Source organism: Phytoactinopolyspora halophila (genome assembly GCF_003287285.1).
GTDB lineage: Bacteria > Actinomycetota > Actinomycetes > Jiangellales > Jiangellaceae > Phytoactinopolyspora_A > Phytoactinopolyspora_A halophila.
On sequence record NZ_QMIG01000004.1, the window covers coordinates 177,282 to 203,165 of the forward strand.

General features: G+C 67.5%; 20 protein-coding genes. 10 read left to right on the top strand and 10 right to left on the bottom strand.

Annotation, left to right across the window (positions count from 1 at the left end; translation table 11 throughout):
• Positions 1–6: 6 nt before the first annotated feature.
• The 7 genes from DPM12_RS07375 to DPM12_RS07405 all read right to left on the bottom strand — a co-directional run bounded on the left by DPM12_RS07375 (position 7) and on the right by DPM12_RS07405 (position 8,864).
• The gene (locus DPM12_RS07375; protein ID WP_211658586.1) at positions 7–1,764 is read right to left on the bottom strand and encodes a proline--tRNA ligase; all 1,758 of its coding nucleotides are present in this window, start codon (positions 1,762–1,764) and stop codon (positions 7–9) included.
• Between the two features lie 128 nt (positions 1,765–1,892).
• Positions 1,893–3,119 carry a CapA family protein gene (locus DPM12_RS07380; RefSeq protein ID WP_112257733.1) on the bottom strand — a complete coding sequence of 409 codons (1,227 nt, stop codon included), beginning with the start codon at positions 3,117–3,119 and terminating at the stop codon, positions 1,893–1,895.
• 98 nt (positions 3,120–3,217) lie between these two features.
• The gene (locus DPM12_RS07385; RefSeq protein WP_211658588.1) at positions 3,218–4,063 is read right to left on the bottom strand and encodes a GNAT family N-acetyltransferase; all 846 of its coding nucleotides are present in this window, start codon (positions 4,061–4,063) and stop codon (positions 3,218–3,220) included.
• 152 nt (positions 4,064–4,215) lie between these two features.
• Entirely contained in the window at positions 4,216–5,370 is a 1,155-nt protein-coding gene (gene ispG, locus DPM12_RS07390) for a flavodoxin-dependent (E)-4-hydroxy-3-methylbut-2-enyl-diphosphate synthase (protein WP_112257647.1), read from the bottom strand.
• Positions 5,371–5,485: 115 nt separating this feature from the next.
• Positions 5,486–6,805 (bottom strand): M50 family metallopeptidase, encoded by a 1,320-nt coding sequence (locus tag DPM12_RS07395; protein ID WP_112257648.1) that lies wholly within the window; start codon positions 6,803–6,805, stop codon positions 5,486–5,488.
• A 122-nt stretch (positions 6,806–6,927) separates the two neighbouring features.
• Positions 6,928–8,133, bottom strand: a complete 1,206-nt coding sequence (dxr, locus tag DPM12_RS07400; protein WP_112257735.1) for a 1-deoxy-D-xylulose-5-phosphate reductoisomerase — start codon at positions 8,131–8,133, stop codon at positions 6,928–6,930.
• A gap of 92 nt (positions 8,134–8,225) precedes the next feature.
• Positions 8,226–8,864, bottom strand: coding sequence for a TetR/AcrR family transcriptional regulator (locus DPM12_RS07405; RefSeq protein ID WP_112257649.1), 639 nt, complete (start codon positions 8,862–8,864; stop codon positions 8,226–8,228).
• 68 nt (positions 8,865–8,932) lie between these two features.
• On the opposite strand from DPM12_RS07405, the gene DPM12_RS07410 reads away from it, so the two are divergent.
• Positions 8,933–9,619, top strand: a complete 687-nt coding sequence (locus DPM12_RS07410; RefSeq protein ID WP_112257650.1) for a GAP family protein — start codon at positions 8,933–8,935, stop codon at positions 9,617–9,619.
• Positions 9,620–9,755: 136 nt separating this feature from the next.
• Here DPM12_RS07410 and DPM12_RS07415 read toward each other — a convergent pair whose 3' ends face one another.
• Positions 9,756–11,135, bottom strand: coding sequence for a multidrug effflux MFS transporter (locus DPM12_RS07415; RefSeq protein WP_211658589.1), 1,380 nt, complete (start codon positions 11,133–11,135; stop codon positions 9,756–9,758).
• Between the two features lie 636 nt (positions 11,136–11,771).
• Between DPM12_RS07415 and DPM12_RS07420 the strand changes: the two genes are divergently transcribed.
• The 5 genes from DPM12_RS07420 to DPM12_RS07440 are packed head-to-tail and all read left to right on the top strand — an operon-like array spanning position 11,772 to position 17,823.
• Positions 11,772–13,649, top strand: coding sequence for an ABC transporter substrate-binding protein (locus DPM12_RS07420; protein WP_158542807.1), 1,878 nt, complete (start codon positions 11,772–11,774; stop codon positions 13,647–13,649).
• Positions 13,650–13,660: 11 nt separating this feature from the next.
• Positions 13,661–14,764, top strand: coding sequence for an ABC transporter permease (locus DPM12_RS07425; RefSeq protein ID WP_112257652.1), 1,104 nt, complete (start codon positions 13,661–13,663; stop codon positions 14,762–14,764).
• The gene (locus DPM12_RS07430) at positions 14,761–15,690 is read left to right on the top strand and encodes an ABC transporter permease (RefSeq protein WP_112257653.1); all 930 of its coding nucleotides are present in this window, start codon (positions 14,761–14,763) and stop codon (positions 15,688–15,690) included. The genes DPM12_RS07425 and DPM12_RS07430 overlap by 4 nt, the downstream gene beginning before the upstream one ends.
• Positions 15,691–15,700: 10 nt before the next feature.
• Positions 15,701–16,822, top strand: coding sequence for an ABC transporter ATP-binding protein (locus DPM12_RS07435; protein ID WP_211658590.1), 1,122 nt, complete (start codon positions 15,701–15,703; stop codon positions 16,820–16,822).
• Entirely contained in the window at positions 16,819–17,823 is a 1,005-nt protein-coding gene (locus DPM12_RS07440; protein ID WP_112257654.1) for an ABC transporter ATP-binding protein, read from the top strand. The genes DPM12_RS07435 and DPM12_RS07440 overlap by 4 nt, the downstream gene beginning before the upstream one ends.
• Positions 17,824–17,952: 129 nt before the next feature.
• Here the strand turns inward: DPM12_RS07440 and DPM12_RS07445 are convergent, their stop codons facing one another.
• Positions 17,953–20,187, bottom strand: a complete 2,235-nt coding sequence (locus tag DPM12_RS07445) for an MMPL family transporter (protein WP_112257655.1) — start codon at positions 20,185–20,187, stop codon at positions 17,953–17,955.
• A gap of 201 nt (positions 20,188–20,388) precedes the next feature.
• A complete protein-coding gene (locus tag DPM12_RS07450) occupies positions 20,389–21,267 on the bottom strand; it encodes an N-acyl homoserine lactonase family protein (protein ID WP_211658591.1) in 879 nt (292 codons plus the stop codon).
• Positions 21,268–21,395: 128 nt separating this feature from the next.
• Here DPM12_RS07450 and DPM12_RS07455 point away from each other — a divergent pair, with 128 nt between their 5' ends.
• The 4 genes from DPM12_RS07455 (at position 21,396) to DPM12_RS07470 (ending at position 25,798) form a co-directional block, all read left to right on the top strand.
• Positions 21,396–22,223, top strand: a complete 828-nt coding sequence (locus tag DPM12_RS07455; protein WP_112257656.1) for an alpha/beta fold hydrolase — start codon at positions 21,396–21,398, stop codon at positions 22,221–22,223.
• Positions 22,220–23,188: an ornithine cyclodeaminase family protein gene (locus tag DPM12_RS07460; RefSeq protein ID WP_112257657.1), complete on the top strand. Its 969-nt coding sequence runs from the start codon at positions 22,220–22,222 to the stop codon at positions 23,186–23,188. Before DPM12_RS07455 ends, DPM12_RS07460 begins: the two co-directional genes overlap by 4 nt.
• Before the next feature lie 126 nt (positions 23,189–23,314).
• Positions 23,315–24,985: a signal peptide peptidase SppA gene (gene sppA / locus DPM12_RS07465; protein WP_112257658.1), complete on the top strand. Its 1,671-nt coding sequence runs from the start codon at positions 23,315–23,317 to the stop codon at positions 24,983–24,985.
• Positions 24,986–25,141: 156 nt separating this feature from the next.
• Positions 25,142–25,798 (top strand): DUF1989 domain-containing protein, encoded by a 657-nt coding sequence (locus DPM12_RS07470; protein ID WP_112257659.1) that lies wholly within the window; start codon positions 25,142–25,144, stop codon positions 25,796–25,798.
• Positions 25,799–25,884 lie beyond the last annotated feature (86 nt).

Consider the following 25,884-nt stretch of genomic DNA (forward strand, 5'->3'; position numbering starts at 1 on the left):
GACTGCTCAGGAACGGCGCACCAGCGACCGGATGTAGCCGACGGCGTCGGACACGGCCACCTCGGTGCGCTCGCCGGAACGCCGATCCTTGACCTCGACGTTGCCCCCGGCCAGCGCGCGCCCGACGACGATGATCGTCGGCACCCCGATGAGTTCCGAGTCGTTGAACTTCACACCCGGGCTGACGCTCTCGCGGTCGTCGTAAAGCACCGAAACTCCCGCCGCCTCGAGCTCGCGGGCAAGTTCGTCCGCGGCGGTGAACACCGATGCATCCTTGCCGGTGGCGACGATGTGCACGTCGGCCGGTGCGACCTCACGCGGCCAGATGATGCCGTTCTCGTCGTGCGAATTCTCGACGATCGCCGCGACCGCACGCGACACACCGACCCCGTACGAGCCCATGGTGACCGTGACCAGCTTGCCGTTCTCGTCCAGCACCTGCAGGCCCAGGGCCTCGGCATACTTGCGTCCCAGCTGGAAGATGTGGCCCATCTCGATGCCCCGCGCCAGCTCTAGCGGACCCGAACCGTCCGGCGCGGGGTCACCTTCGCGGACGTCGGCGGCCTCGATGGTGCCGTCCGGGGTGAAGTCGCGGCCGCACACGAGATCCACCACGTGGTGACCGTGCTGATCGGCGCCGGTCACCCACCTGGTGCCCGCGACGACGCGGGGATCGACCAGGTAGCGGATGCCGGATACGTTCTTCTCACCCAGCACCCCCGGGCCGACATATCCCCTGGTCAAGGCCGGGTAGGCTGCGAAATCGTCGTCGGTGAATGTCTCCAGCGTCGCCGGTTCGAGCTGTGCCTGCAGGCGCTTCTCGTCGACCTCGCGGTCGCCGGGCACGCCGACCGCGAGCGGCTCGCGTGTCCCGTCCGGCTGGCGCACCATGACCAGGACGTTCTTGAGGGTATCTGCGGCCGTCCACGGACGGTCGTCACGCGGGAAGCGCTCGTTGAGAAAGTCAACGAGGGTTTCGATCGTCGGCGTGTCCGGCGTGTCCTCCACGTGTGCCGCTGGCGCGTCGTCGTAGGGCACGGGATCGGGCGCCGGCGTCACCACCGCCTCGACGTTCGCCGCGTAGCCTCCCGGCGAGCGCACATACGTGTCCTCGCCGTTCTTGGCCGTGGCCAGGAACTCCTCGCTGGCCGATCCGCCCATGGCGCCCGACATCGCCGCGACGATCTCGTACTCGAGGCCCAGCCGGTCGAAGATCTTGATGTATGCCTCGCGGTGCGCGTTGTACGAGCGCAGGAACGCCTCGTCCGAGACGTCGAACGAGTACGAGTCCTTCATCACGAACTCGCGTCCGCGCAGGAGGCCGGCCCGTGGACGCTGCTCGTCCCGGTACTTCGTCTGGATCTGGTACAGCGACAGCGGCAGGTCCTTGTACGACGAGTACAAGTCCTTCACCAGGAGGGTGAACATCTCCTCGTGGGTCGGACCCAGCAGGTAGTCAGCCTGCTTGCGATCCTTGACCCGGAAGACGCTGTCGCCGTATTCCGCCCAGCGGTTGCTTGCCTCGTAGGGCTCGCGCGGCAGCAGCGCCGGGAAGTGCACCTCCTGCGCGCCGATCGCGTCCATCTCCTCGCGAATGATCGCCTCGATGTTGCGCAGCACCTGATATCCGAGCGGCAACCAGCTGTAGATTCCGGGGGCCGCGCGGCGGATGTATCCGGCGCGAACCAGCAGCGTGTGGCTGACGACGTCGGCATCGACAGGATCCTCCCGCAAGGTGCGGAGGAACAGGGTCGACATGCGCATGACCACGGGCGTACTCCAGTTGACTGTGCGGCGATTGAACTACGAACGACGCCGAGAATAGCTGCTATGCGGGCTGCCGCGACACCCGATACCCGTGCCTCCGCATCGGGCGGGGCATAGCCCGGCGGTCATTCCGCTTCGATCATCTCCAGGCCGGCGTCGGCGCCGCCCCGATCTTCGACGATGGACGTGGTGCGATCCAGCGCCTCCTCCAGGCGGGACTCGCTCGCCGTCCCGGACTCTCCGGTGGCCAGGGCCGCCGGGACGTGCAGCACTTCGACCGGCAGCTCGTAGGTCTGGTACAGCGGCAAGTACTCCGCCGCGGTGGTGGAGAACGAGCCGTCGGTGACGTCTTCCGTGAAGGTCAGGCGGGCCAGCAGTCCTTCCGAAAGCGGGCTCTCGGGCCGCGCGTGGTTCGCCATCAGGTTTCCGAGGCCGTAGACCACCCACTGGCCGTCGAACTCTTCCATCGGCTGCACGACATGCGCGTGATGTCCCAGCAGGGCGTCGACGTCGTCGGATGCGATCAACCGCGGCGCCAGCTCCCGTTGCTGGCGGTTGGGGTCGTGAACGTACTCGTCACCCCAATGCAAGGCCACGATGACGACTTCGGCACCCGCATCGCGGGCGGCGGCCGCGTCGTCGAGGATGTCCTCCTCGTCGATGCGGTTGCTGCGCCACTCCTCACCGTTCGGATAGGGAATGCCGTTGAACCCGAACGTGTAGGAGATGAGGCCAACATTGACGCTGCCCTCGGGTGTTTCAACGGAGATGATGGTCTGCTCCTGGCTCTCCTCCTTCGTGCGGGCCGATCCGGCATGGGCCAACCCGTGTTCCTCCAGGGTGTCGAGCGTGCGCTGCACTCCGTCGGCCCCCTGATCGAAGACGTGGTTCGACGCGGTGGTGCACGCGTCGTACCCGGTTTCTGCGAGGGCAGGGACGATCTGCGGCGGACCGGAGAACCTGGGATAGCCCTCGAACGGGCCGTCCTCGGGCGCGATCGGCACTTCGAGATGGCAGATCGCGAGGTCGGATTCGCTGACCACGGGCTCGATATTCGCGAGCTGCGGCGCGAAATTCCAGGTTCCGTCGGAATCGGCGTCGCGTTTGGCCTGGGTCCACAGCCGCTCGTGCAGCAACACGTCGCCCGTCGCCGCCACGCTGAAATCGCGAGGCTTCGGGTCGGGCGTAGGGGTAGGAGTGGGAGCAGGCGTCGAGGGCGGCGTCGTTTCGCCGGCAGCCTCGGTGGACGGCGACTCCGGCCCGGAGGTCGCCTGGCTTTCGCTGTCACCGCAGGCCGCCACCACCAGGGCGCAGGCCGCGAGGATCGCTGGCATCCGTCCCAGTCGGAACATCACCGAACCAGTATCTCCTTGTCCGCTGATCATGAACACTAGTCGACCTATGTAGTCGACTAGTGTTCATGATCAGCGGGTCGTGCGGCCCGGGGGGGTCAGAGCATGACGGTCGCAAAGCGGCCCACCTCGGTGAAGCCGACCTTGCGATAGGCACCGAGGGCGGCGTGATTGTACTCGTTGACATACAGCGACACGGCCGGGGCGATCTCCCGCAGGGCATGGCTGACGACCGCGGCCATCCCGCCCACCGACAGCCCGTGCCCACGCCGGTCCGGGCGCACCCACACACCCTGAACCTGGCACGCCTTCGGTGTGACCGCGCCGATCTCCGCCTTGAACACGACCTCTCCGTCCTCGAACCGGGCGAATGCCCGCCCCGCCCGGACGAGCTCGCTCAGCCGGGCGCGGTAATAGGCCCCACCATCGGAACCGTTTGGCGAGATGCCAACCTCTTCGGTGAACATCGCCACGGCGGCCGGATGCAGCACCTCGACCTCGTCCGGACGGACCCGGCGCACGGCCGGATCGGGCTCGACGGCCGCCTCCTCGGTGATCGCCATCACCGGTTGCGACGAGCGCACATCCCGCGCCGGTCCCCACTCCGGCTGAAGCAGATCCCACATGCTCATCACGGCATCGGCCTGGCCCACCAGGGAGGAGCATCGGCGGCCCCGGTGCAACGCCACGTCCGCAAAGGTTCGCGCCGCCACCGGATCGGCCCCGACGGGTACGAGATTGGCACCCGCGTAGCAGACGGCGACGAGCTGGTGATCGATGAAATACCCCCACAGCTCCCCGCCCAGTTTCGTCGGCACCATTCCGGAGCCGTGCACCCGGGACCCGACAAACACGTCGATCAGCGGCTCGCGGTCGACCACCCGCGTCACCGCGCCGAGGTCTGAAGGGCCGAGCACGCGCGTCGAGGTCAGACTGTCCAGCACGGCATCCGACCTCCTTCCAGCAGGCGGGTGCAATTCCCGCTTTCCAGTCAACCAGCTCCATGGAACCGGTGCATGGCGCGAGACACAAGACGAAGCCCGTATTGTCACGATTGCACCCGGGTCCGGCCCGTCGCGTCGGGCGCCCGCGCCTGCTAGGTGACGGTCACCTGCGGCTCGCCGGACTCCACACCCTCGGTCTCCATCTGCTCCGCGATTCGCGACGCCTCGTCGATCAGCGTCTCGACGATGTCGGCCTCCGGCACGGTCTTGATGACCTCGCCCTTGACGAAGATCTGGCCCTTGCCATTGCCCGAGGCGACACCGAGGTCGGCCTCTCTCGCCTCGCCCGGTCCATTGACGATGCAGCCCATAACCGCAACCCGCAGCGGGACCTGCATCCCCTCAAGACCGGCGGTCACCCGGTCGGCTAGCGAGTACACGTCGACTTGCGCCCGCCCGCATGACGGGCACGAAACGATCTCAAGCTTGCGTTCGCGGAGGTTCAGCGATTGCAGGATCTGGATGCCGACCTTGACTTCCTCGACGGGTGGCGCGGACAGCGACACCCGGATGGTGTCACCGATGCCCCTCGCCAGCAGCGTGCCGAACGCGACCGACGACTTCACGGTGCCCTGGAACGCCGGCCCCGCCTCCGTGACGCCGAGATGCAGCGGCCAGTCGCCCCTCTCCGAGAGCATCTCGTAGGCGCGCACCATGACCACCGGATCGTGGTGCTTGACCGAGATCTTGAAGTCGTGGAAGTCGTGCTCCTCGAACAGCGACGCCTCCCGCACGGCCGACTCGACCAGTGCTTCCGCCGTCGGCTTGCCGTACTTCTCCAGCTGCCGCGGGTCGAGAGAGCCGGCGTTCACACCGATACGCAACGAGACGCCGGCGTCCTTGGCCGCTTGCGCGATCTCGCCGACCCGGTCGTCGAACTTCTTGATGTTGCCCGGGTTCACCCGGACACCGGCACAGCCCGCGTCGATCGCCGCGAACACGTATTTGGGCTGGAAGTGGATGTCGGCCACCACCGGGATCTGCGATTTCTGCGCGATGGCCGGCAGCGCTTCCGCATCGTCGGCGCTGGGCACGGCGACTCGCACGATGTCGCAGCCCGCCGCGGTCAGCTCCGCTATCTGCTGGAGTGTGGCGTTGATGTCCGTCGTCGGCGTCGTCGTCATCGACTGCACGCTGACCGGCGCGTCGCCACCGACCTCGACCTTGCCGACCCGGATCTTCCGGGTCTGGCGGCGCTCTGCCAGCACCGGGGCGGGCATCCCCGGCAATCCCAACGCAACGCTCATGTCCCGCAACACTCCTCAGCTATCCCTGCGCTGATCATGAACGCAACTCGTCTTCCATGGCCGAGAAGTGTTCATGATCACGGGTGGGTGGTCACCCCTATTGTCCCTCGTGTCCTCAACCGAACAGCGTGATGGGGCTGACGATGTCGGCGTAGATCAACAATGCCGCCATTCCAATCAGGACGACCGCCACCCCGTACGCGATCGGCAACCCCTTGGCGACGTCCACCGGACGTGGAGCGGGACGCCGTACGAGACGGGCGACGCCACGTTTGATCCCCTCCCAGATGGCACCGGCAGCGTGCCCACCATCCAGCGGCAGGAGCGGGATCAGGTTGAAGATGGCGATAGCCATGTTGAACGTCGCGAGCAGCATGACGAACGTGACGATCCGTTCGGCACCGGCCAGCTCGGAGACGATCTCCCCGCCGATCCGCCCGGCGCCGACGATGCTCACCGGAGTATCGGGGTCACGTTCCGCCCCGTTGAACGCGGCGTCCCAGACGTTGCCCATGCGCTCCGGAATGCCGGCCATCGCATCGAGCATCCGCACGACGAACGTGCCGCTCCACGCGGCGACACCGGTGACGTCTTCCTGTTCGTAATCGACGATGAGTGGCCGTACGCCGAGGAAGCCCACCTCGGCGTACTCCGGCTCCTCGGCATCGCTTCCGCCCGCCACGGGACGCTCGGCACGGACCAGGTCCGGCGTGAGCGTGAGCCGCTCACCGTCGCGCTCCACCTCGACGTCGACGGTGCCGGCGCCCGCGGCCCGGATGGCGCCCGACACCTCCTCCCACGAATCGACCGGCCGGCCGTCGAAGGAGACGATGTGATCACCGGCTTCGAATCCCGCCTCGGCAGCAGGCGCCGGCGGGTCCTCGGCCGCGCACGCGGTCCGCTCCGCCCCGGCCGGGATGACGCACTCGCTGACCTCGCTCACGGTCGGCGCCAGGACGGGTTTCTCGGGGTTGCCGAAGGTCATCAGCACGCCCCCAGCCAGCAGAAGGGCCAGGATGACGTTCATCGCCGGGCCGCCCAGCATGATGATGAGCTTCTTCCACCACGGTTTGCGGTAGAACACCCGCTCCTCGTCTCCGGGCTGGATCTCCTCCCCGGCTGTCTTGCGGGCATCTTCGATGAGCGCCTGGATCGGGCCCGTGCTGGCCTTGCGCAGCCGTTTCGGGTCGCCCCCCGGCTCGGGAGGGAACATACCGATCATCCGGATGTAGCCGCCCAGGGGAACGGATTTCACGCCGTACTCGGTCTCACCCCGGCGGCGCGACCAGACGGTACGTCCGAACCCGACCATGTACTGGGTGACCTTGACACCGAACAGCTTCGCCGGCACCAGGTGGCCGACCTCGTGGAGCGCGATGGAAAGAATCAGCCCCAGGGCGAAGAGCAGGATGCCGACAATGACGAGCCAGTCCACCTAGCGCCCCGCTCTCCCCGGGTGGCCTACATTCCGGTAGCTGCCACTGCTGACTTTACTGTCACGGTTCGCTTCGCTGCCCACGACACCGGCAGCCACAACCGGCACGGCTTCCCCCAGGTTCACGGACGCACTTCTCCCGACGCGATGATCTCGTGGGCACGGTTGCGGGCCCACCGTTCAGCCGCGAGAACGTCTTCGACGCTCGTGACGTTCCCGTCAGGATACTCGGCGAGCACCTCTTCAACGGTATCCACGATTCCGGTGAATGCCAGCCGGTGATCATGGAAGGCACCCACGCACTCCTCGTTGGCGGCGTTGTACACCGCGGGTGCCGTGCCGCCCCGCCGCCCCGCCTCGCGGGCCAGCTGGACAGCAGGGAACGCGTCGTCGTCCAACGGGAAGAACTCCCATCGGGCCGCGGCCGTCCAGTCGCACGCCGGTGCGATGTCGGCCAACCGCTGCGGCCATGACAGTGCCAGCGCGATGGCCAGCCGCATGTCGGGAGGGCTGGCCTTGGCGATGGTCGATCCGTCGACAAACTCCACCATGGAGTGCACCACCGACTGCGGGTGCACGACGACCTCGATCGCGTCGAACGGCACGTCGAACAGCAAATGCGCCTCGATGACCTCGAGGCCCTTGTTGACCAGAGTCGCCGAGTTGGTGGTGACGACGCGCCCCATGTTCCACGTCGGGTGCGCCAACGCCTCGGTGGGTGTGACCGTCGCCAGTTGCTTGCGGCTGTAGCCCCGGAACGGCCCCCCGCTGGCGGTGACCACGAGCTTGCGCACTTCCTCCGCACGGCCACCCCGCAGGCACTGGGCCAGCGCACTGTGCTCGCTGTCCACCGGCACGATCTGGCCCGGCGTGGCAGCGTCCTTGACCAGCGGCCCGCCGGCGATCAGGGATTCCTTGTTGGCCAGCGCCAGGGTGCGCCCCGCCTCCAGGGCGGCGAGCGTGGGAGCCAGGCCGATGGAACCATCGATGCCGTTCAGCACGACGTCGCACGGGTGCGCAGCCAGTTCGGTGACCGCATCGGGACCGGCGAGGACCTTGGGCAGGGCGAACTCGCCCGCACTGTATCCGCGCTTCTGTGCCTCTGCGTAGAGCGCCAGCAGGACATCTTCCGCGGATCCGGACTTCGCGACCGCGACGACGTCCACGCCGAGCTCCAGTGCCTGCTCGGCCAGGGTCTCCGGATCCGAGCCCCCGGCCGCCAGGCCGACGGCTCGCAACCGATCCGGGTTGCGGCGGATCACGTCGATCGCCTGCGTCCCGATCGAGCCGGTGGAGCCGAGAACGATCACGTCGCGCGGGTTGCTCACGCGCCCATTCTCCACCCGGAGCCGCGTCCGTGTCGCCGGTCCCCGTGATCATCGAGGATCACGTACATCATCATGTGCGCGATCCTCGATCATCACGGCGCCGTGGAGCGAGCGATCTGGGCCAGAAACGAGCGCAGCAGGGTTCGCACTCGCTCGGCAGGCATGTCGTCGGGCACGTTCATCGCCTGGCTCGCGAGGCCGTCGACGAATACATGGAGGTACTCTGCCCAGGTCTCAACCTGCTCATCGACATACGCGACGCCAACGAGTTCCGCGAACGACGTGTCACCGGCCGATCCGGTCAGCACGGCGACCACGGCCCGATACAGCGCGCGTTGCGCCTCCCACATGGCCGAACGCTCCGCCGCGGGGCGTCCACGCTCCCACTCGGTGAGGGCCAGCCAGAGCGCGTACTCCTGCCGCCGCTCGTCGTCGAGCGGGATGAGCTCTTCCACGATGCGCGCCATGAGCTCCCGGCTGGACGGCTCGCTCCGCAATTGCTCCACCCTCGCCCGCACGCGCTCGCGCAGCCGGGTCCAGGCCGTCTCGGCAGCGAACGCGCGCAGCTCCTCCTGGCTGGCGAAGTAGTACCGCAGCGCTCCCGTGGACCACCCCGCTTCGGTAGCGACCGCGCGCACGGACGCGCCGACCACGCTGCGCCGCACGACGACGCGCAGTACCGCCTCGGCGAGCTCCCGGCGCCGGCGATCGTGGTCGACGACCTTGGGCATACCTCTTTTCTATCACAGATGTGTTAAATTAAATCGCACAACCGTGTCACAAAGAGGGGACAGTTCACATGACCGCCGAGATCCTGCTCACCGTCGCTGGTCTCGCGCTGCTCGACACCCTGAGCCCTGCGACCATCGGCGTCACCATCTACCTCCTGCTCACCGCGGATCGCCGGCTCGCCCCACTGCTGTTCACGTACCTCGGCACGGTCGCCGCCTTCTACTTCACGCTCGGCGTGGCGCTCGTACTCGGCCTCGATGTTTTCCTGGCCGCAGCCGGCGACGCGCTGAACACCCGGACGTCGTTCTGGATCCAGGCAGTCATCGGGGCCGCGATGCTGATCGGCAGCTTCCTGATCCCCACCAAGCGCGCGGCCCCCTCCCCCAGGACGCCGCGCGTGCACACGCTTCCCGCGATGATTGGCTTCGGCCTCACCACCGGATTGCTGGAAGCCGGCATGGCACTGCCCTACCTCGGCGCGATCGGCATTCTGATCAGCGCCGACGTGGGCGCACACCAGTGGTTACCCGTGATCGCCGGCTACAACCTGGTGATGGTGCTGCCGCCGGTGCTGATGTATCTCGCGTGGAATCTGCTCGGCGCCCGCATCCGCCCGCGGCTGCAACGCTGGCGGGACAAGATCGCCGGCGGGACCCGCGAAACCATGGCCTGGATCCTCGGCATCGCCGGCTTCCTCGTCCTCCGTGATGCCGTCTTCCGCCTCTCCGGCGACGGCAGCGCCTTCCCCTTCTGAGCTCGCCCTCGCGATCATCGAGGATCGCGCACACCATGGTGTACACGATCCTCGATGATCACCAACGGGAGCGCGGGCGATCACAACGCGCGATCACGGCACGCACAATCGCAGCCCGCGATCACGGGGCGGGTGATCACGGGGTGGCGGGCGAGTGCTCCGCGGGCTCGACGGTCCGGCGGGCAGGCTCGTCCGCCGGTTCCTCAGCGGTCTGTGGCTCCACGAGCCGGCCCGGCCGGACGACAGTGAACACCACGGTCACGGCCACACCGGTGGCGGCCACCATGACGCTGGCCATCGGCACCGCCGAGTCGGCACCGAACATGCCCACGATCGGCGCGATGGCTCCGCCCACGAGAAAGTTCATCGCCCCGATGAGCGACGCCGCGGTACCGGCCGCCTCGCCGTGGTTCGCCAGCGCCAACGCCGGCACGTTCGGCAACGTGAAGCCGATCGTCGCCAGCATGAAGAACAGCGGGACCGCGATACCGAGCATGCCGAACGCGCCTGTCAGCGATATCACGATCAGCACGGCTGAGGCGGTCGCGGCCACCGACACGGCGGTGGCGAGGACCCATTGCGGCCCGAACCGGCGCCCTGCCCGCGGGTTGATCTGCGTGGCGATGATCAAGCCGGCAGCGTTGACCCCGAACAGCAGCCCGTACTGCTGTTCCGACAGGCCGTAGACGCCCTGGAAGACGAACGACGAGCCGGAGATGTACGAGAACAGCGCGCCCATCATCAGCCCGCCCGTGAACATCAGGCCGACGAAGGTGCGATCGCGCAGTACCGGCCGGAACGCGCGCGCCGTGTCCCGGAAGCCGCCGCGGCGACGCTGCGGAGGGAGGGTCTCGCGCAGGCCGACGACCACGACGACGACCAGTGCGGCGCCCAGCAGCGCCAGCAGCCAGAACACGCCCCGCCAGTCGGTGAAGCGCAAGATCTGCCCGCCCAGGGTCGGCGCGAGGACCGGCGCGGCACCCATCACGAGCATCAGGCGCGAGAGCATGCGCACCGCCGGCAGTCCGGTATACATGTCCCGCACCACGGCCATGGACACCACGGCCCCCGCGGCCGCGGCCATGCCCTGCAGGACACGGAACATTCCCAAGGTTGCGATGTTCGGTGCGAGGGCGCACAGCACGGAGGCCACGACGTGGACCATGACGGCGGTTATCAGTGGACGCCGGCGCCCGAGCCGGTCCGAGAGCGGGCCGATGATCAACTGGCCGAGCGCGACCCCGATCAGCGTGCCGGTCAAGGTGAGCTGGACCTGTGACTCGGACGCGCCCAGAGTCTCCGAGATGGACGGGAACGCGGGAAGGTACAGGTCGATGGTGAGCGGACCCAGGGCGGTGAGGGAACCGAGCACGAGCACCGTTCGCACCATCGCCCACTTCCGGTCCCGTCGCTGCCGGACGGTATCGGCGTCGTTGACGGGCTCGGTTCGATCAGCTCCGTCGGATCCGTTGGTTCCGGACGCGCCCGGAGACGTCGCGTGGAACTCTGATGGCATGCGAGAGCCCTTTCCGTGTTTTTTCCGAAGACAGCAAGAATGCGCCGGGGCGGTCTCGTGGCGGCGTCGGCACGGCCCCGCCAGCAACAACCATGCCAGACGAGCCTGACATTCCCGGCTCGCACGATCGATGTGGAACCCTGGTCCGCGCGGGCTTTCAGCGACCCTGCGAGCCAGCATGTCAAGTCCAGTCGCGTTTCCCAACCACATTTCCCGGCACGCGAAAGCCGGCCGGCGTGGCGAGCCACTCGGCAAACGTGGGCCACACGCGTCCCGCGGGACACACATGACAGACTTGAACTGACGGCAGATCACTACGGCTAGCAATCTGGCGCGTCATGTGTAGGCGTTGGCCATTTTTCCGCGATAGCCCGGAGATCATCCGTCGATCGAGTTATGTTACAGAAATATTTCCAGGATCATCTCGATTCGGTATAGACCTCTGCGGTTCCGAGGCACCAAGAGGTCCAGACCATTGACGCACCTACACGACGGTGATAGACCAACCGGTCAATAGGTCCACACAATGGACCTTCTACCGGACGCTCCGCCTCCTGCCGTGGAAGGAACCAACTCCCCGCAAGTGGCGAACACCACATGTGCTCCTCGACTCGATTGCGAGGTACTTCCCGCATCATGGCTACGACACCCATCCGACGCTGGCGGCGGATGACCGCGATAGCGCTGGCTCCGATGCTCGCCGCTGCGGCTGTCGCTGCATCGCCGGCGTTCGCCGCTGACGACGACACGTCCGACGCCACGCTGGTCGTGGGCAAGGTCGGACTGAACGACATCCCCCATCTGAACCCGCTGGACTCCGGCTGGGTCGTCCAGGGTGAGATCAACCACCTGATGTACGACCCGCTGATCCGGTGGAGCCAGGAAGACTTCACACCCGCACCGGGGCTGGCCGAAGACTGGGAAGTCTCCGACGACGGGCTGACCTGGACTTACCATCTCAACCCCGACGCCACGTGGTCCGACGGCGAGCCGGTCACCGCACAGGATGTGGTGTTCACCATCGACCTGATGCAGACCAACGACATCCTCAACTCCCGGCACGGCGGCCTGGTGGACCAGATGACGTCGGTCGAAGCGCTCGACGACCACACGGTGGAGATCACCACCGACGAGCCGAGCGCGATCATGAACCACCTGAACGGCTTGATGCCCATGCCGGAACACGTCTGGAGCGAGATCGACGACCCGGGCGAGTACACCGGAGAACCGGGCCAGCCCACCTCGGGCGCATTCCAGCTAACCGAGTACAGCCCCGGCGAGCGCGTCGTGCTGACCGCGAACGAGAACTACTGGGACGAGCCGGTGGCCTATGACGAGCTCGTCTTCCAGAGTTTCGAGACCACCGAGGCTGCCGTTCAGGCCCTGCAGCAAGGCGAGATCGACTTCCTCGACAACCTGAACCCGGAACAAGCCTCGGCGCTGGAATCCAACGAGGACGTCACGGTCAGCATCCAGCCCAGCCGCCATCTGGAGAACATCAGCTTCAACACCGGAGCTCGCACCAAGGACGGCGAGGAGTTCGGCGACGGGCACCCGGCGCTCACCGACCCGGTGGTGCGCCAGGCCATTCACCACGTGATCGACAAGGAACAACTGGTCGACATCATCCTGGACGGCAACGGCACCCCCGGCGTGAGCTGGGTCGCGCCGATCTTCTCCGAGCACTTCTGGGACCCGGGCGACGAGAGATTCGAAGTCAGCGCCGAACGCGGCAACGAGCTGCTGGACGAGGCCGGCTACGACGAGCGTACGGACGACGGCATCCGTATCGACCCGGAGAGCGGCGAGCCGCTGAACTTCCGGCTGCAATACCACTCGGACCGGCCAGCCTACGCCGACATCGTCGACTTCCTGGTGGATTGGATCGGCGAGCTCGACATCGCGGTGGAACCGACTCCGATGGAGACCGTCCCGCTCAACGAGGAGCTGGACGCGGGCAACTACGACATCTCGACAGGCGGCTGGAACTACGGCCCGGACCCCAGCGAGGACCTCGCCTACCTCACCTGTGATCGGCTGCCCGACGAGCCGGAACCGACCGACCTGACGTTCGACTTCTACTGCAACGAAGAGGTCGACGCGCTGTGGGAACAGCAACTGCGGGCCACCGATTCCGAGGAGCGGGCCGAGGCGGTCAAGGAACTACAGCAGATCGTCTACCGGGACAGCCCGCAGATCATTCTCTACTATGATCACGCGATCGAGGCCTACTCCAACGACTGGACCGGCTTCGGCATGTTGCCTGAATCCGGTGGCACGATCGCCCGGCAGCAGGGCGACTACGGGTACACCCAGGCGGTGCCGGCCGACATGGCCGAGGACGCGGCGGCCGGCGACGGCAGCGCCGACGACGGTGACGACACCGCGGCCGCCTCCGACGACGATGGTTCCAACACCGGATTGATCGTCGCGATCGTCGTCGTGGCGTTGATTGTCATCGGTGGGGCCATCTGGCTCGTGCGCCGCCGCGCGACCGCCCACGAACGGGAGTAACGGCGACCACGATGGGTAAGCTCTCCACGACGCAGGCGTCGGTGTCACCACCTGGTGGTGGCATCGGCGCCGGCGACGGAAACGGCAACGATCTCGACGGCGACACCCCACCCCGCCCGGAGCGCTCGGCGGCGCGCCGGGAGCTCTGGCGCTATCTCGCTGGACGGATTTCCGGTGCCGCCGTATCGATGATCCTGGTGCTGTTCAGCGCCTTCTTCATCTTCCGTATCATCGGCGGCGATCCGGTGCGAGCGATCGGCGGGGACTCCCCGATGACGCCGGAGCAGCGGGCCGAGATCGAGGAGCGTCTCGGGCTCAACGAGCCGATGGCGGTCCAGTTCTGGGAGTACGTCAAGGACCTCTTCACCCTGGACTGGGGTGAATCGTACGTTTCCAGTGCGCAGGTCACCGACCTGATGTGGGACCGGCTACCCAACACGCTGCTGCTCACCGGCACTGCCCTGATCCTGGCCGCCGGGCTGGGGATCTGGATTGGTGCTCGCGCCGGGTGGAAGCAGGGCAGCTTCTTCGAGAAGAGCCAGGTCGGCATTTCGCTGACGCTGTGGTCGGCGCCCACGTTCTGGCTGGGCATGATCGTGATCATCGTATTCTCGGTAGAGCTGGGGATGTTCCCGGTCAACGGCATGCGCTCCACCCGGGGCGTGGCCGACGGTTTCTGGCCGGAAGCGCTCGACGTCGCGCATCACCTGGTGCTGCCCGCCGTCACGATGGCCGCGGTGATCTACGCGCAGTACGTGCTCATCATGCGCTCGTCCATCCTGGAGGAGCGCAACAACGATTACCTGACCGTCGCCCGAGCCAAGGGACTGCGCGACGCCGTGGTACGCCGCCGGCACGCCGTGCCCAACGCGATGCTTCCGACCGTCACCCTGATCGCCTTGCAGTTCGGCGCGATCTTCAACGGCGCGTTGCTGACGGAGACCATATTCAGCTGGCCGGGCCTTGGGCTGCTCTTCTACCAGGCGATCAAGATACCGGACATCCCCCTTCTGCAATTGCTGTTCATCTTCTTCGCCGGTACCACGATCCTGGCCAACCTCCTGGTCGACATCCTGTACCGGTTTCTCGATCCGAGAGTGCGGAGGTCGGCATGAGCGAGCAGGGCACGCAGCAGGGCGAGGAGCGTCTGCACTCCGCCCGCGCCATCGTCTGGGCCCGGCGGCGCGCCGCACTGTCCACGTTCTGGCGGCTGTACCGGACCCAGCGCGCGGGCCTGGTTGGTCTGGCCATCCTGATCGCCATCACCCTGCTCACCGTGCTGGCCCCGCTGTACACGGACGAGGCCGAGCTGCGGGCGTCGAATGCTCCGGGTGGACGGATGGAGTCTCCGAGCACGGAGTTCTGGTTCGGCACCGACCAGACCGGACGTTCCATCTTGCTGATGGTGATCTGGGGCGCGCGAGTGTCGCTGCAAGTCGGCGTCGTGGCCGCAGTGCTCGCCGTGACGCTCGGCACCTTGATCGGCATGGCCGCGGCGCATTTCGGTGGCTGGATCTCGTGGGTGCTGATGCGGCTGACCGACTGGTTCATCGTCCTGCCCAACCTGGTGCTTGCGATCGCCCTGGTCATCGCCCTGGGGCCGAGCAGGATCACAATCATCGCCGCGATCGCGCTGACGTCGTGGGCGAGCACGGCGCGGGTGGTGCGGGCGCAAACCATGGCGATCGAGGGCCGCCCGTACATCGAGCGCGCGCAGGCGCTGGGTGCCGGTCACTGGCACCAGATGACGCGGCACGTCCTGCCCAACCTGATGCCACTGGTACTGGCCAGCGCCACCTTGCAGGTCTCCAGCGCCATCCTGGCCGAAGCATCGCTCTCCTTCCTCGGCCTGGGCGATCCGAGCCAGCCCTCGTGGGGAACCATCCTGGAACGGGCATTCGACGCGGGCGCCATCTCGGTGGGTGCCTGGTGGTACATGCTGCCACCCGGTATCGCCATCCTTCTGGTGGTGCTGGCATTCACGCTGTGCGGGCGTGCCATGGAGTCCGTCCTCAACCCGCGGCTTCGTGACAACACATGAGAGGGGTTCCGTGACGCCGTTACTGGAGATCGACGATCTCACGATCACCTACCGCAGCGCCCGCGGCGAGATTCCCGCCGTGCGTGGTATCTCGTTCGGCCTGCAGCCGGGTGACTCTCTCGGCCTCGCCGGAGAGTCCGGATGCGGCAAGTCCACGGTCGCGGCTGCCGTGCTCCGGTTGCTGCCTCGGGGCACCCAGGTGTCCGGACGGATCATGCTGGATGGCGAGGACGTGCTGAAGATGTCCTTCGGCACGTTGCGGGTGGTCCGGTGGGCTGGTGCGTCGATCGTCTTCCAGGGCGCCATGCATTCGCTCAATCCGGTGCAACGCGTCGCCCGGCAGATCGCCGAGCCGATCGTGTTGCACGAGCACATCTCGGCCAGCGCCGCCGAGGAACGGGCGGTCGAGCTCATGACGCAAGTGGGCCTGCCCACCTGGCGCGCACGTAGTTACCCGCATCAGCTCTCGGGTGGGCAGCGGCAACGCGTCATGATCGCGATGGCGCTCGCCTGCTCGCCCCAGCTCATCATCGCGGACGAGGCGACAACGGCGCTCGATGTCATGATCCAGGCGCAGGTGCTGGCGCTCATCAAGAGGCTGGTGGCAGAACGGGACATCGCGCTCGTCATGATCAGCCATGACCTGTCCGTGCTTGCCGACACCTGTGACCAGCTCGCGGTCATGTATGCGGGCAAGCTCGTGGAGCACGGCCCGTCCCATGAGGTCTTCGGCAACGCCCAGCACCCCTATGCTCAGGCACTCTCCGCAGCATTCCCGATCGTGGGCGACCCGGACGAACGGCGCAACCCGCAGGGCCTCGCGGGAGACCCGCCCGATCCGGCCGCGCTGCCCACCGGGTGCTCATTCCATCCTCGCTGCCCGGTGGCGATGGACGAGTGCACATCTACCACGGTGGAACTTCGCGCGGTCCGGCACGATTGGCAAGCCGCCTGCCTCCGCGTCGAGGCCGAACCCACGCAACCCCCCGCGGCGACGCCGAGCGCGCTCGGCGTCGCCGCCGGCCCAGATGCCCGGGAACGCGATGCCAGGGCCCAGGAACGCGATGCCGGGTCCCAGGAACGCGGCGCCGGCGACCTGCGCGTCCGGGCGACCTCGGAGGACGACACATGACTGACGGGACGACGAAGCCGATCCTGAGCGCCACAGATCTGGCGGTTCGATTCACGGCCCCGGGCGGGCGCATCGCCCGCGCCGTGGACGGTGTGAACCTCGACCTCCTGCCTGGCGAGATCCTCGCCCTCGCCGGCGAATCCGGATGCGGCAAGACCACCCTCGCGCGCACGCTGCTCGGCCTGGAACACCCGACGTCGGGAACGGTGAGCTTTCAGGGCACGCCACTCGCCTACAGCACCAAGACGCTCAAGGCGTACCGCAGCCAGGTGCAGCTGGTCTTGCAAGACCCCACGGGAGCACTCAACCCTCGGCACACGGTGTATGACGCGGTGGCCGAAGGGCTCAGGATTCACGGCATCGACGACAACGAGCACGATCGGGTGGCCGAGGCGCTGTCACGTGCCGGGCTGCGCCCGCCGGAGCGATTCTTCCTCTCGTACCCGCACGAGCTCTCGGGTGGGCAGCGCCAGCGCGTGGTCATCGCCGGTGCGCTGGTCCTGCATCCCCAAGTGATCATCGCCGACGAGCCGGTGGCGTCCCTCGACGCCTCGGTCCGGGGCGAGATCCTGGCCCTGTTGATGCGGCTGCGCGACGAGCTGGGGCTGGCCGCTGTGGTCGTCACGCACGACTTGGGCTTGGCCTGGAACATCGCCGACCGCATCGCGGTCATGTACCTGGGGCGCATCGTCGAGCAGGGCTCTGTTGACCACGTGCTTACCGATCCGCAGCACCCCTACACCCGGGCGCTCGTCTCGGTGTTGCCCCACTCGCCCATCCCGGAACCCGTGGTTCTCGCGGGTGAGCCGCCGGATGCCACGGACGTACCCGCGGGGTGCCGCTTTCACCCGCGGTGCCAGGTGCTGGCGTCAGGCGCGGCCGCGGCCGAAGGCGTCGACGGCCACTGCCGCACCGACGACCTGCCGATCCTGACCGGAGGGGAGCAGACCCAGGTCGCCTGCCACTACGCCACCAGTCGCGCGCAGGCTGTCACCTCGTAGGACCCCGCCGTTCGCCACGACGCGGCCACCCCTTCCGAATGATCATGTTTGGTACGTTTTCTTGGGCCGTAACACGGCTGTAGACGTGTCACGGCCCAAGAAGACGTGTTACGGCGAGCGGCCCTCCACTCAGTGCTCGCGCGAGCCCACTCCGGCGGGTTCGGCCGTCGCCGGTTCCTGCGAATCGCGTGCGGCCAGATACCGAGCGAGTTTCGTACCCTCGACGTCGACGTTCGGCAATACCCGGTCGAGCCACCTCGGCAACCACCATGCCCGGTCGCCGACGAGCGCCAGCACCGCCGGGACGATCGTCATCCGCACCACGAACGCGTCGAACGCGATCGCAGCGGCCAGGGCCAGACCAACCTGCGTAATGATGTCATCGTCGCCGAGCACGAACCCGAAGAACACGCTGATCATGATGAGCGCGGCCGCAGCGACCACCCGGGATCCGTGCTGGAATCCGACGGTGATCGCGGCGTTGCGCTGATGTCCACGCACGTACTCTTCCCGCATCCGGGTGACGAGGAAGACCTCGTAGTCCATGGCCAGACCGAAGACCACACCGATGATGAAGATCGGCAGCATGCTGATGATCGGCCCGGTCTGGTCGATGCCGAACACATCGCTGAGCCAGCCCCACTGGAACACGGCCACGATCGCGCCAAACGTTGCGGCCATGGTCAGCAAGAAGCCTGCCGCCGCCTTGACGGGCACCACGATCGAGCGGAACACCAGCATCAACAGGATCAGCGAGAGGCCGACCACCACCATGAGGTAGGGCAGCATGGCATCGCCCATCGTGTCCGAGAAATCGATCATGATGGCGGTGTTGCCGGTCACCGCCACGGATGCACTGTCGTTCTCGACCAGCGTCGTGAGCTCGGACCGCATCGTCTCTACCAGGTCCTCAGTCTCCTGGCTGGATGGGCCCGTCGTGGGAATGACGTTGATGATGGCCGTGTCGCCAGCCTGGTTGAACTGCGGTGGCGCGGCCCGGGCGACGCCGTCCATCTCCGCGAGCGATCCGGACACCTGCTCGGCTGTGGCCTGCGGGTCGGAGCTCTGCGCGCCGTCGACGACGACCAGGAGCGGGCCGTTGAACCCGGGCCCGAAACCTTCGGCGGTCAGATCGTAAGCCTGACGCTGCGTCGTCTCGGGGGGTTGGTCGCCGTCGTCGGGAAGGCCGAGCCGCAGGTCGAGTGCGGGAAGCGCCAGCGCACCGAGCGCCGCCACGGCAATAACGAGGACGGTGAGCGGTCGGCGAGTGATCATCCCGACGTAACGCTTGCTCAGGGTTCCCTTGCCGTTGCCGTTGTCGGCCTCGGGATCGCTGATCTTCAGCCCGGGCACGCGCCAGCGCAGTACCCGATTCCCCGCGAAACCGAGCAGGGCCGGGAGCAAACTCAGCGCGACCAGGACGGCGATCCCCACGGTGACCGCGGCGGCCAGACCCATCTCGGTCAGGATGGGAATGCCGACGACGGACAGGCCGACGAGCGCGATCATCACGGTCAGCCCGGCGAACACGACGGCCGAGCCGGCCGTGCCGATGGCCCGGCCGACAGCTTCCTCGACGCGATTGCCGACCGACAGCTCGTGCCGGTAACGCGACACGATGAACAGCGCATAGTCGATGCCGACGGCCAGACCGAGCATCGTCGCCAGGATCGGTGTGGTCTCTCCGAGCTCCAGAAATCCGGTGGCTGCGGAGATGCCGGAAATACCGATCATGACCCCGGTGACACCCGTGATCAACGGCATACCGGCGGCAGCGAGCGAGCCGAAGGTGATGAGAAGCACGACGGCGGCGACGGCGAGACCGATCATCTCGCTTCCGCCTTCGACCTCCTCTTCCATGGTCGCGTCGCCGCCGGCCTCGACGGTCAGTCCGGCGTCGCGTCCGGTCTCGACCGCGTCAAAGAGCGCTTCGCGTGCCGCGTCCTCCAGCTCGAAGAAGTCGACCTCGTAGCTGACCTGGGCCATCGCGATGGTGCCGTCCTCGGACACCATGCCGGAGTCGAACGGGCTGTCCACGTTCGCGACCTGGGGCGCGTCCCGCAGCTCCCCGACGACTTCCTCCACCACGGAAGCCGTCTCCGGGTCTTCCATCGTGCTGCCTTCTGGCGCGGCGAACACGACCCGCGCCTCGGCGCCCTGCATGGACATATCGGGGAATCGCTCTTCGAGCAGGTCGAACGCTTCCTGGGACTCGGTACCCGGGATGGAGAACGAATCGGAGGTGGGGCCGGACAACGTGGCAGCCGCACCACCGACGGCAATCAGTACCGCCAGCCAGAGGAGGGCGACGAGCCGTCGGCCGCGGTGACAGAGCCGGCCCAGCCGGTAGAGGAAGGTAGCCACAGATACTCCATGAGACGTGTCAGAAAAACCTGAACAAGGAGAACATGCAGGAGCTGTGAGCATACTGAGAGGGTCGGGGAATGTGCGCGAAGCCACATTGGTGACGCCGGCCGCAGACGACGGCACCGCCCGCAGACCCCGGCACTGCCCGCAGACCCCGGCACCGCCGGCAGACACCGCCGCCGGCCGACGCCCGGGAGGCTACGCGACGGCAGCAGCCAGCCGGGAGGCCGATCCGGGATCGTGAGCTGGCAGTACGGCCATGTCGGGCCAGGTGTAGCGCAGCGCGTTCACCTTCTCCATCACCGAACGGGTCACTCGCTTGTCACACAGCCCCGACGGCTGCCCGGCCGCGAGTAGTCTCGCGTCGTAGGTCAGATCCCCTACCAGGAGCAGCGGAGCACGATCGGTACGCCGAACCAGCATCGACAACGAGCCCGGGGTGTGTCCGGGGGTCGACAGGAGAACGACACTGCCGTCGTCGAACAGGTCGTAGCCCTCGTGGAACGGCGCGAGATCCGGATCTCCGAGCGGTTCCGGCGTGATCAGTTTCCAGGTGAGCCCCGGCATGTCGATGTGTGAGCGGTAGATGCCGCGCATCTGTGGACGGGGAACCTGGAGTGTGTCCCACTCGCTGCGGCTGACCACGATGTTCGCGTGCCGAAGTACCGGGAGTCCCCCCACGTGGTCGGGGTGGAGGTGCGAGAGCACGGCCGTGCCGACATCGGCGATCCGGTAACCGAGGCGTGCGAGGTTCGCCTCCACCGTGTCGGACGGATCGAGGTGGATCTTCGCCATCCGGGCGTTCACCAGCTTGTTCGCCCGCCCGGGAAAGTAGTCCGGATCGGTCACCGATGCGGGATCCTGGCCGGTGTCGAACAGGACGAGGCCGTCTCGATGTTCGACGACGAAGACGTTGATCGGGCGTGGCTCGGTCCATCGCCGCGAGGTGAGCAGCCAGACGGGCGTCGGCTTTCGTGTTGGCCCCACGTGTTCGGGATGCATACGGACCGTACCCGTGCTGAACACGGCCACCCGTGCGATCGGATCTGTCGGCGTGCCACCCATCGTCACCGTCACCCCCAAACCCCCAACCCCCTTCCCGCTGATCATGAACACTTTGCGGCTACATAGCACGACTAGTGTTCATGATCAGCGGGTAAAGAGGTGCTCTTTCGATCATCCCAAGGTCCCGTAAGATCGACAAGATGGCGGGGCGGGCAATCGAGCGCACCGAGGGTTACCTTCGCACCTCCGACGGTGACACCCTCTGGTACGAGACGGCCGGCACCGGTACACCGCTCGTTCTCGCGCACGGCCTCGGCGGCAACGCCGTCGTCTGGTTCCAGCAGCTCCCCCACTTCGCCGGCCGCTACCGGGTCATCACCTGGGATCAGCGCGGGTTCGGGCGCTCGTCCAACGACAACGGGCGAGCCGGACCGCAGACGTCGGTCCACGACCAGCTCGCGCTGCTGGACCATCTCGACGTCGACACCGCGCATCTCGTTGGCCAGTCGCTCGGCGGGTGGGCCGTGCTCGGTGCGGCCCTCGCTGCCCCAGAGCGGGTCCGTTCCCTGGTTCTCAGCAGCAGCACCGCCGGCATTCCGGCGCTCCACCTGCCGCCGTTCGACGCCGGTCCGGTCCAGGCCACGTACGGCACCAAGCCGCTCTCGCGCCATCCCGCGATCGGCGATCGCCTGCCCGAAAGCGACCCGCCGCGCGCCTACCTGTACCAGGCACTGAGCTCGTTCGGCCGGCGACCACCGGACGCGGACTTCGCGACGATGCTCGCCGAGACCGTGCACGACGCCGACGCGCTCGGCGAGCTCACCATCCCCACGCTGCTCATCTGCGGATCACGAGATCCCGTGATGACACCCGGCCACGTCCGCGACGCCGCCCAGCGCCTGCCTGACGCCCGAGTGGTGGAGCTGGATCTGAGCCACTCGACGTACTTCGAGGATCCGCAGACCTGGAACGGCGTCGTCGACGACTTCCTCCACTCCGTCGACACGCCGGGAGATGGTGCCCGATGAGCCGCATCCTCCTGCTGGACCACGCCGCCACCGGCGCAGCGCTAGACACCGACCGCCTGCTGGGTGCGCTGCGCACGGCGCTGATCGCGACGAGCCGTGGCGATACGTCGACACCTCCGCGTGTCGCCGCCTACGCCCCGGCCGGCATCCTCGGTGCGATGCCCGGCTACGTTCCCGGTCTCGGGCTCGCGGGCAAGTTCGTCTCCATCTTCTCGGGTCTCGGCCCCGGCGGGCGCAGCGCTCACCAGGGCCTCGTCGCGCTGTTCGACGAGAACGACGGCCACCTGCTGGCGATCATGAACGGCGAGGCCATCACGGCCAGGCGGACCACGGGCAGTGCCACCGTGGCCTTTCAGGCACTGGCCCCACCCCAGGTTGAGCGCATCGCCGTCGTCGGCGCCGGAACGCAGGCGCGGGCCCAGCTCGCCCTGCTGCAGCACCTGGAAGCCGACGCCGAGATCGTCGTGTCCCGCACACCCGCGTCGGCCGCCGAGGTGGCCGACGAGTACGGCGTGCAGGCCAGCACGAGCGTCGAGGAGGCGGTGTCCGGGGCCGACGTCGTGTTCTGCTGCACGCATGCCGGGCAGCCCGTCGTGCGACATGCCTGGCTGCGCCCGCACGCGCATGTAAGCTCCGTTGGTGGCTCCCTCGGGCCCGAGCTCGAACACGCGACCGTCACCGGGGGATCCCTGTTCGTCGAGTGGCCCGGCGCCAGCACCTGCGCCCCACCTGCCGGTGCGCACGAGCTGCAGGACGTTCCCGACGGACACGCCCGCCTCGTGGGTGAGGTGCTCGCCCGCGACGTACTCGCCCGCGACGTACTCGCCGGCGACGTCCCGGCCCGCACCGCGGACGAGCTGACCGTGTTCAAGTCGACCGGATACGCCGCGCTCGACGTCGCCGCGGCCGCGGCAACCTACGAAGCCGCCACCGCTGCCGGCCTTGGCACGGAGGTGACCATCTAGGCGCTGCGCTCGCCACAGGATCGAAGGAACCGACATTATCCAGGCCATGACCTCGACGATGTCGGTTCCTTCCGTGCACGCCTGCATCCCGCACCCGTGGCCAACAGGTCGTCATAGGGTGGACGCATGACTCCTGCGCCTCTCGTTCTCGAGCTCGACCTGCACACACCACTGATCACCGCTCCCCCGCAGGACCCGCTGAACGCCATCCGAGCGCGCCAACGTACGCAGCTGACCGACGTCCTCGAAGGGCTGCGCCGGGCCGCCAACGATCCCAAGGTCGCCGGTTTGATCGCGCGATGCGACTCAGGAGCGCAGCCGACGTCGGTGGTCCAGGAGATCCGCGCCGCCGTACGGGAGTTCGCCCAGTCCGGCAAACCCACCGTGGCCTGGGCACAGACCTTCGGTGAGATGGCACCGGGAACCATCGGCTACTACACCGCCACCGCTTTCGACGAGATCTGGCTACAGCCGTCGGGAGACGTCGTCCTTCCCGGGCTGAACGCTCCCGCCCTCTTCCTGCGCGGCGCGCTGGATCGTCTCGGCCTGCAGCCGGAGCTCGCACAGCGCTACGAGTACAAGAACGCCGCCGACATGTTCACGCAGCCCGGTTTCACCGACGCGCATCGGGAGGCGCTCGGGCGGATCGTGGAGTCCACCGCAGACCAGATCATCTCCGAGGTGGCGACGGCACGCGGGATCGACCGGGCACGCCTGCGCGAGCTCGTGGACAGCAGCATGATCCCGGCCGACGACGCGCGATCCGCCGGCCTGGTGGACCGCATCGGATATCGCGACGACGCGTACACCGAGCTGGCCAAGCGCCTCGGTGGCAGGATGCGGTTGCGATACGTCGGGCGGTACAACCACGCGCAGAACAAGAACCAGGCCGTCGCATCGTACCTGCAACGCAAGCCGGCACGCGTCGCCGTGATCCACGGACGCGGCCCGGTCACGACGGGCCGCAGTTCCACGAACCCGCTGGGTTCCGCAACGCTCGGCGCCGACACAATCGGTTCCGCGCTGCGGGCCGCGGTGAAGGACGAGTCGGTCCGCGCGATCGTGTTCCGGGTGGACAGCCCGGGCGGCTCCTACGTCGGCTCGGACACGATCCGCAACGATGTGCGCATCGCTCGCCGGAGCAAGCCGGTCATCGCGTCGTTGGGCTCGGTCGCCGGCTCTGGTGGCTATTTCGTGACGATGTGTTCCGACGCCGTCGTCGCATCTCCGGCCACCATCACCGGCTCGATCGGTGTACTGGCCGGCAAGTTCGCGTCCCAGAACCTCCTGGATCGGCTGGGCGTCGCCATCGAACGGGTCAGCGTCGGCGCGCAGGCCGATATGTTCGAAGCCGAGCAGTCGTACTCCGAGGAGCAATGGGAGATCCTCAACCGCTGGCTCGATCGGGTCTACGAGGATTTCACCGCCAAGGTGGCCGTTGACAGGGGCCTGAGCCGCGAGCACGTCGAGGGCGTCGCGCGCGGGCGGATCTGGACGGGAGCCGACGCCTACGAGCGCGGGCTCGTGGACGAGCTAGGTGGCCTGGCGACGGCGATACAGATCGCCCGGGATCGTGCCGGGTTGCCGCGCCGCGACGATCTCGCCGACGTCCAGATGTTCCCGCGCGTGCCGTTCGTGGAGCGGCTCAAACCACCGGAGAACAGCCAGTCACCAGCGAACGCCGGGGTGTCGATACGGCCATGGGGTTCGTTGACGCACCTGGCCACGGCTCTGGGCCTGCCCGCAGCCGGGCCGTTGACCATGCCGTTCTGGACCGGAGGTACTTTCCAGGGCTAAGTGGCGGGATCTCCGCCGTGTTGCCGGCCGTGTGGCGAGAGGCACGCTGGCGGGCACATGTCTCACCCGCACGTTGGGTGATCGACCAGTGATACCGCCATCGCGATGGAGATTTATCCATCTCGTTTGGGCGCGCCCGGGTGTTCTACTGGCAGCATGGCCAACAACGCGCCCCTCCACGTTCCCGTGCCCGCCAGCACCGCCCGGGCCGTCCACGTACAGCCCGGGCAGCACGTGCGGGTAACCGACACCCACGGCGGGCAGGTCGGCGACGTGTTCGTCGTTGTCGCGGACAACCCCGGCGAACACCTCAGCGCGGCCCACACCCGCCTGCACGTCAACCGGCTCTTCCCCCGACCGGGAGAGCAGTTCGTCACCACGGCACGCCGGCCGATCTTGCGGCTGGTCGAGGACACCTCGCCCGGGTACCACGACATGCTCGTCCCGGCGTGTGACCCCGCCCGCTACCGCCAGCTCGGCGCGCCCGAGGGACACCCATCGTGCGCGATGAACCTCCGCGACGCGCTGGAAGCATACGACGCGCACGGTTCGACAGGCGCCGGCTTACCGGCGGGTGCCGGGCGAGACGCCGTACCCGCAGTCCCGCAGCCGGTGAACGTCTTCATGCGGGTACCCGTCGCCGACGACGGCACGATCAGCCTGCTGTCCGCGATGTCCGGGCCAGGCGATGCCATCACGTTCGAGGCGGAGCTCGACTGCCTCGTCGTCGTTTCCGCGTGCCCGCAAGATCTCTCCGACATCAATCAGAAGCAGCCGACATCACTGGCGATCGACGTGCTCGACTCCCGCTGATTCGACTGACTCGATTCCCGCCGGCTCGACTTCCCACGTACTCGATTCACACCTGCGTGACTCGCGCGACCTCGATCCACACCGAA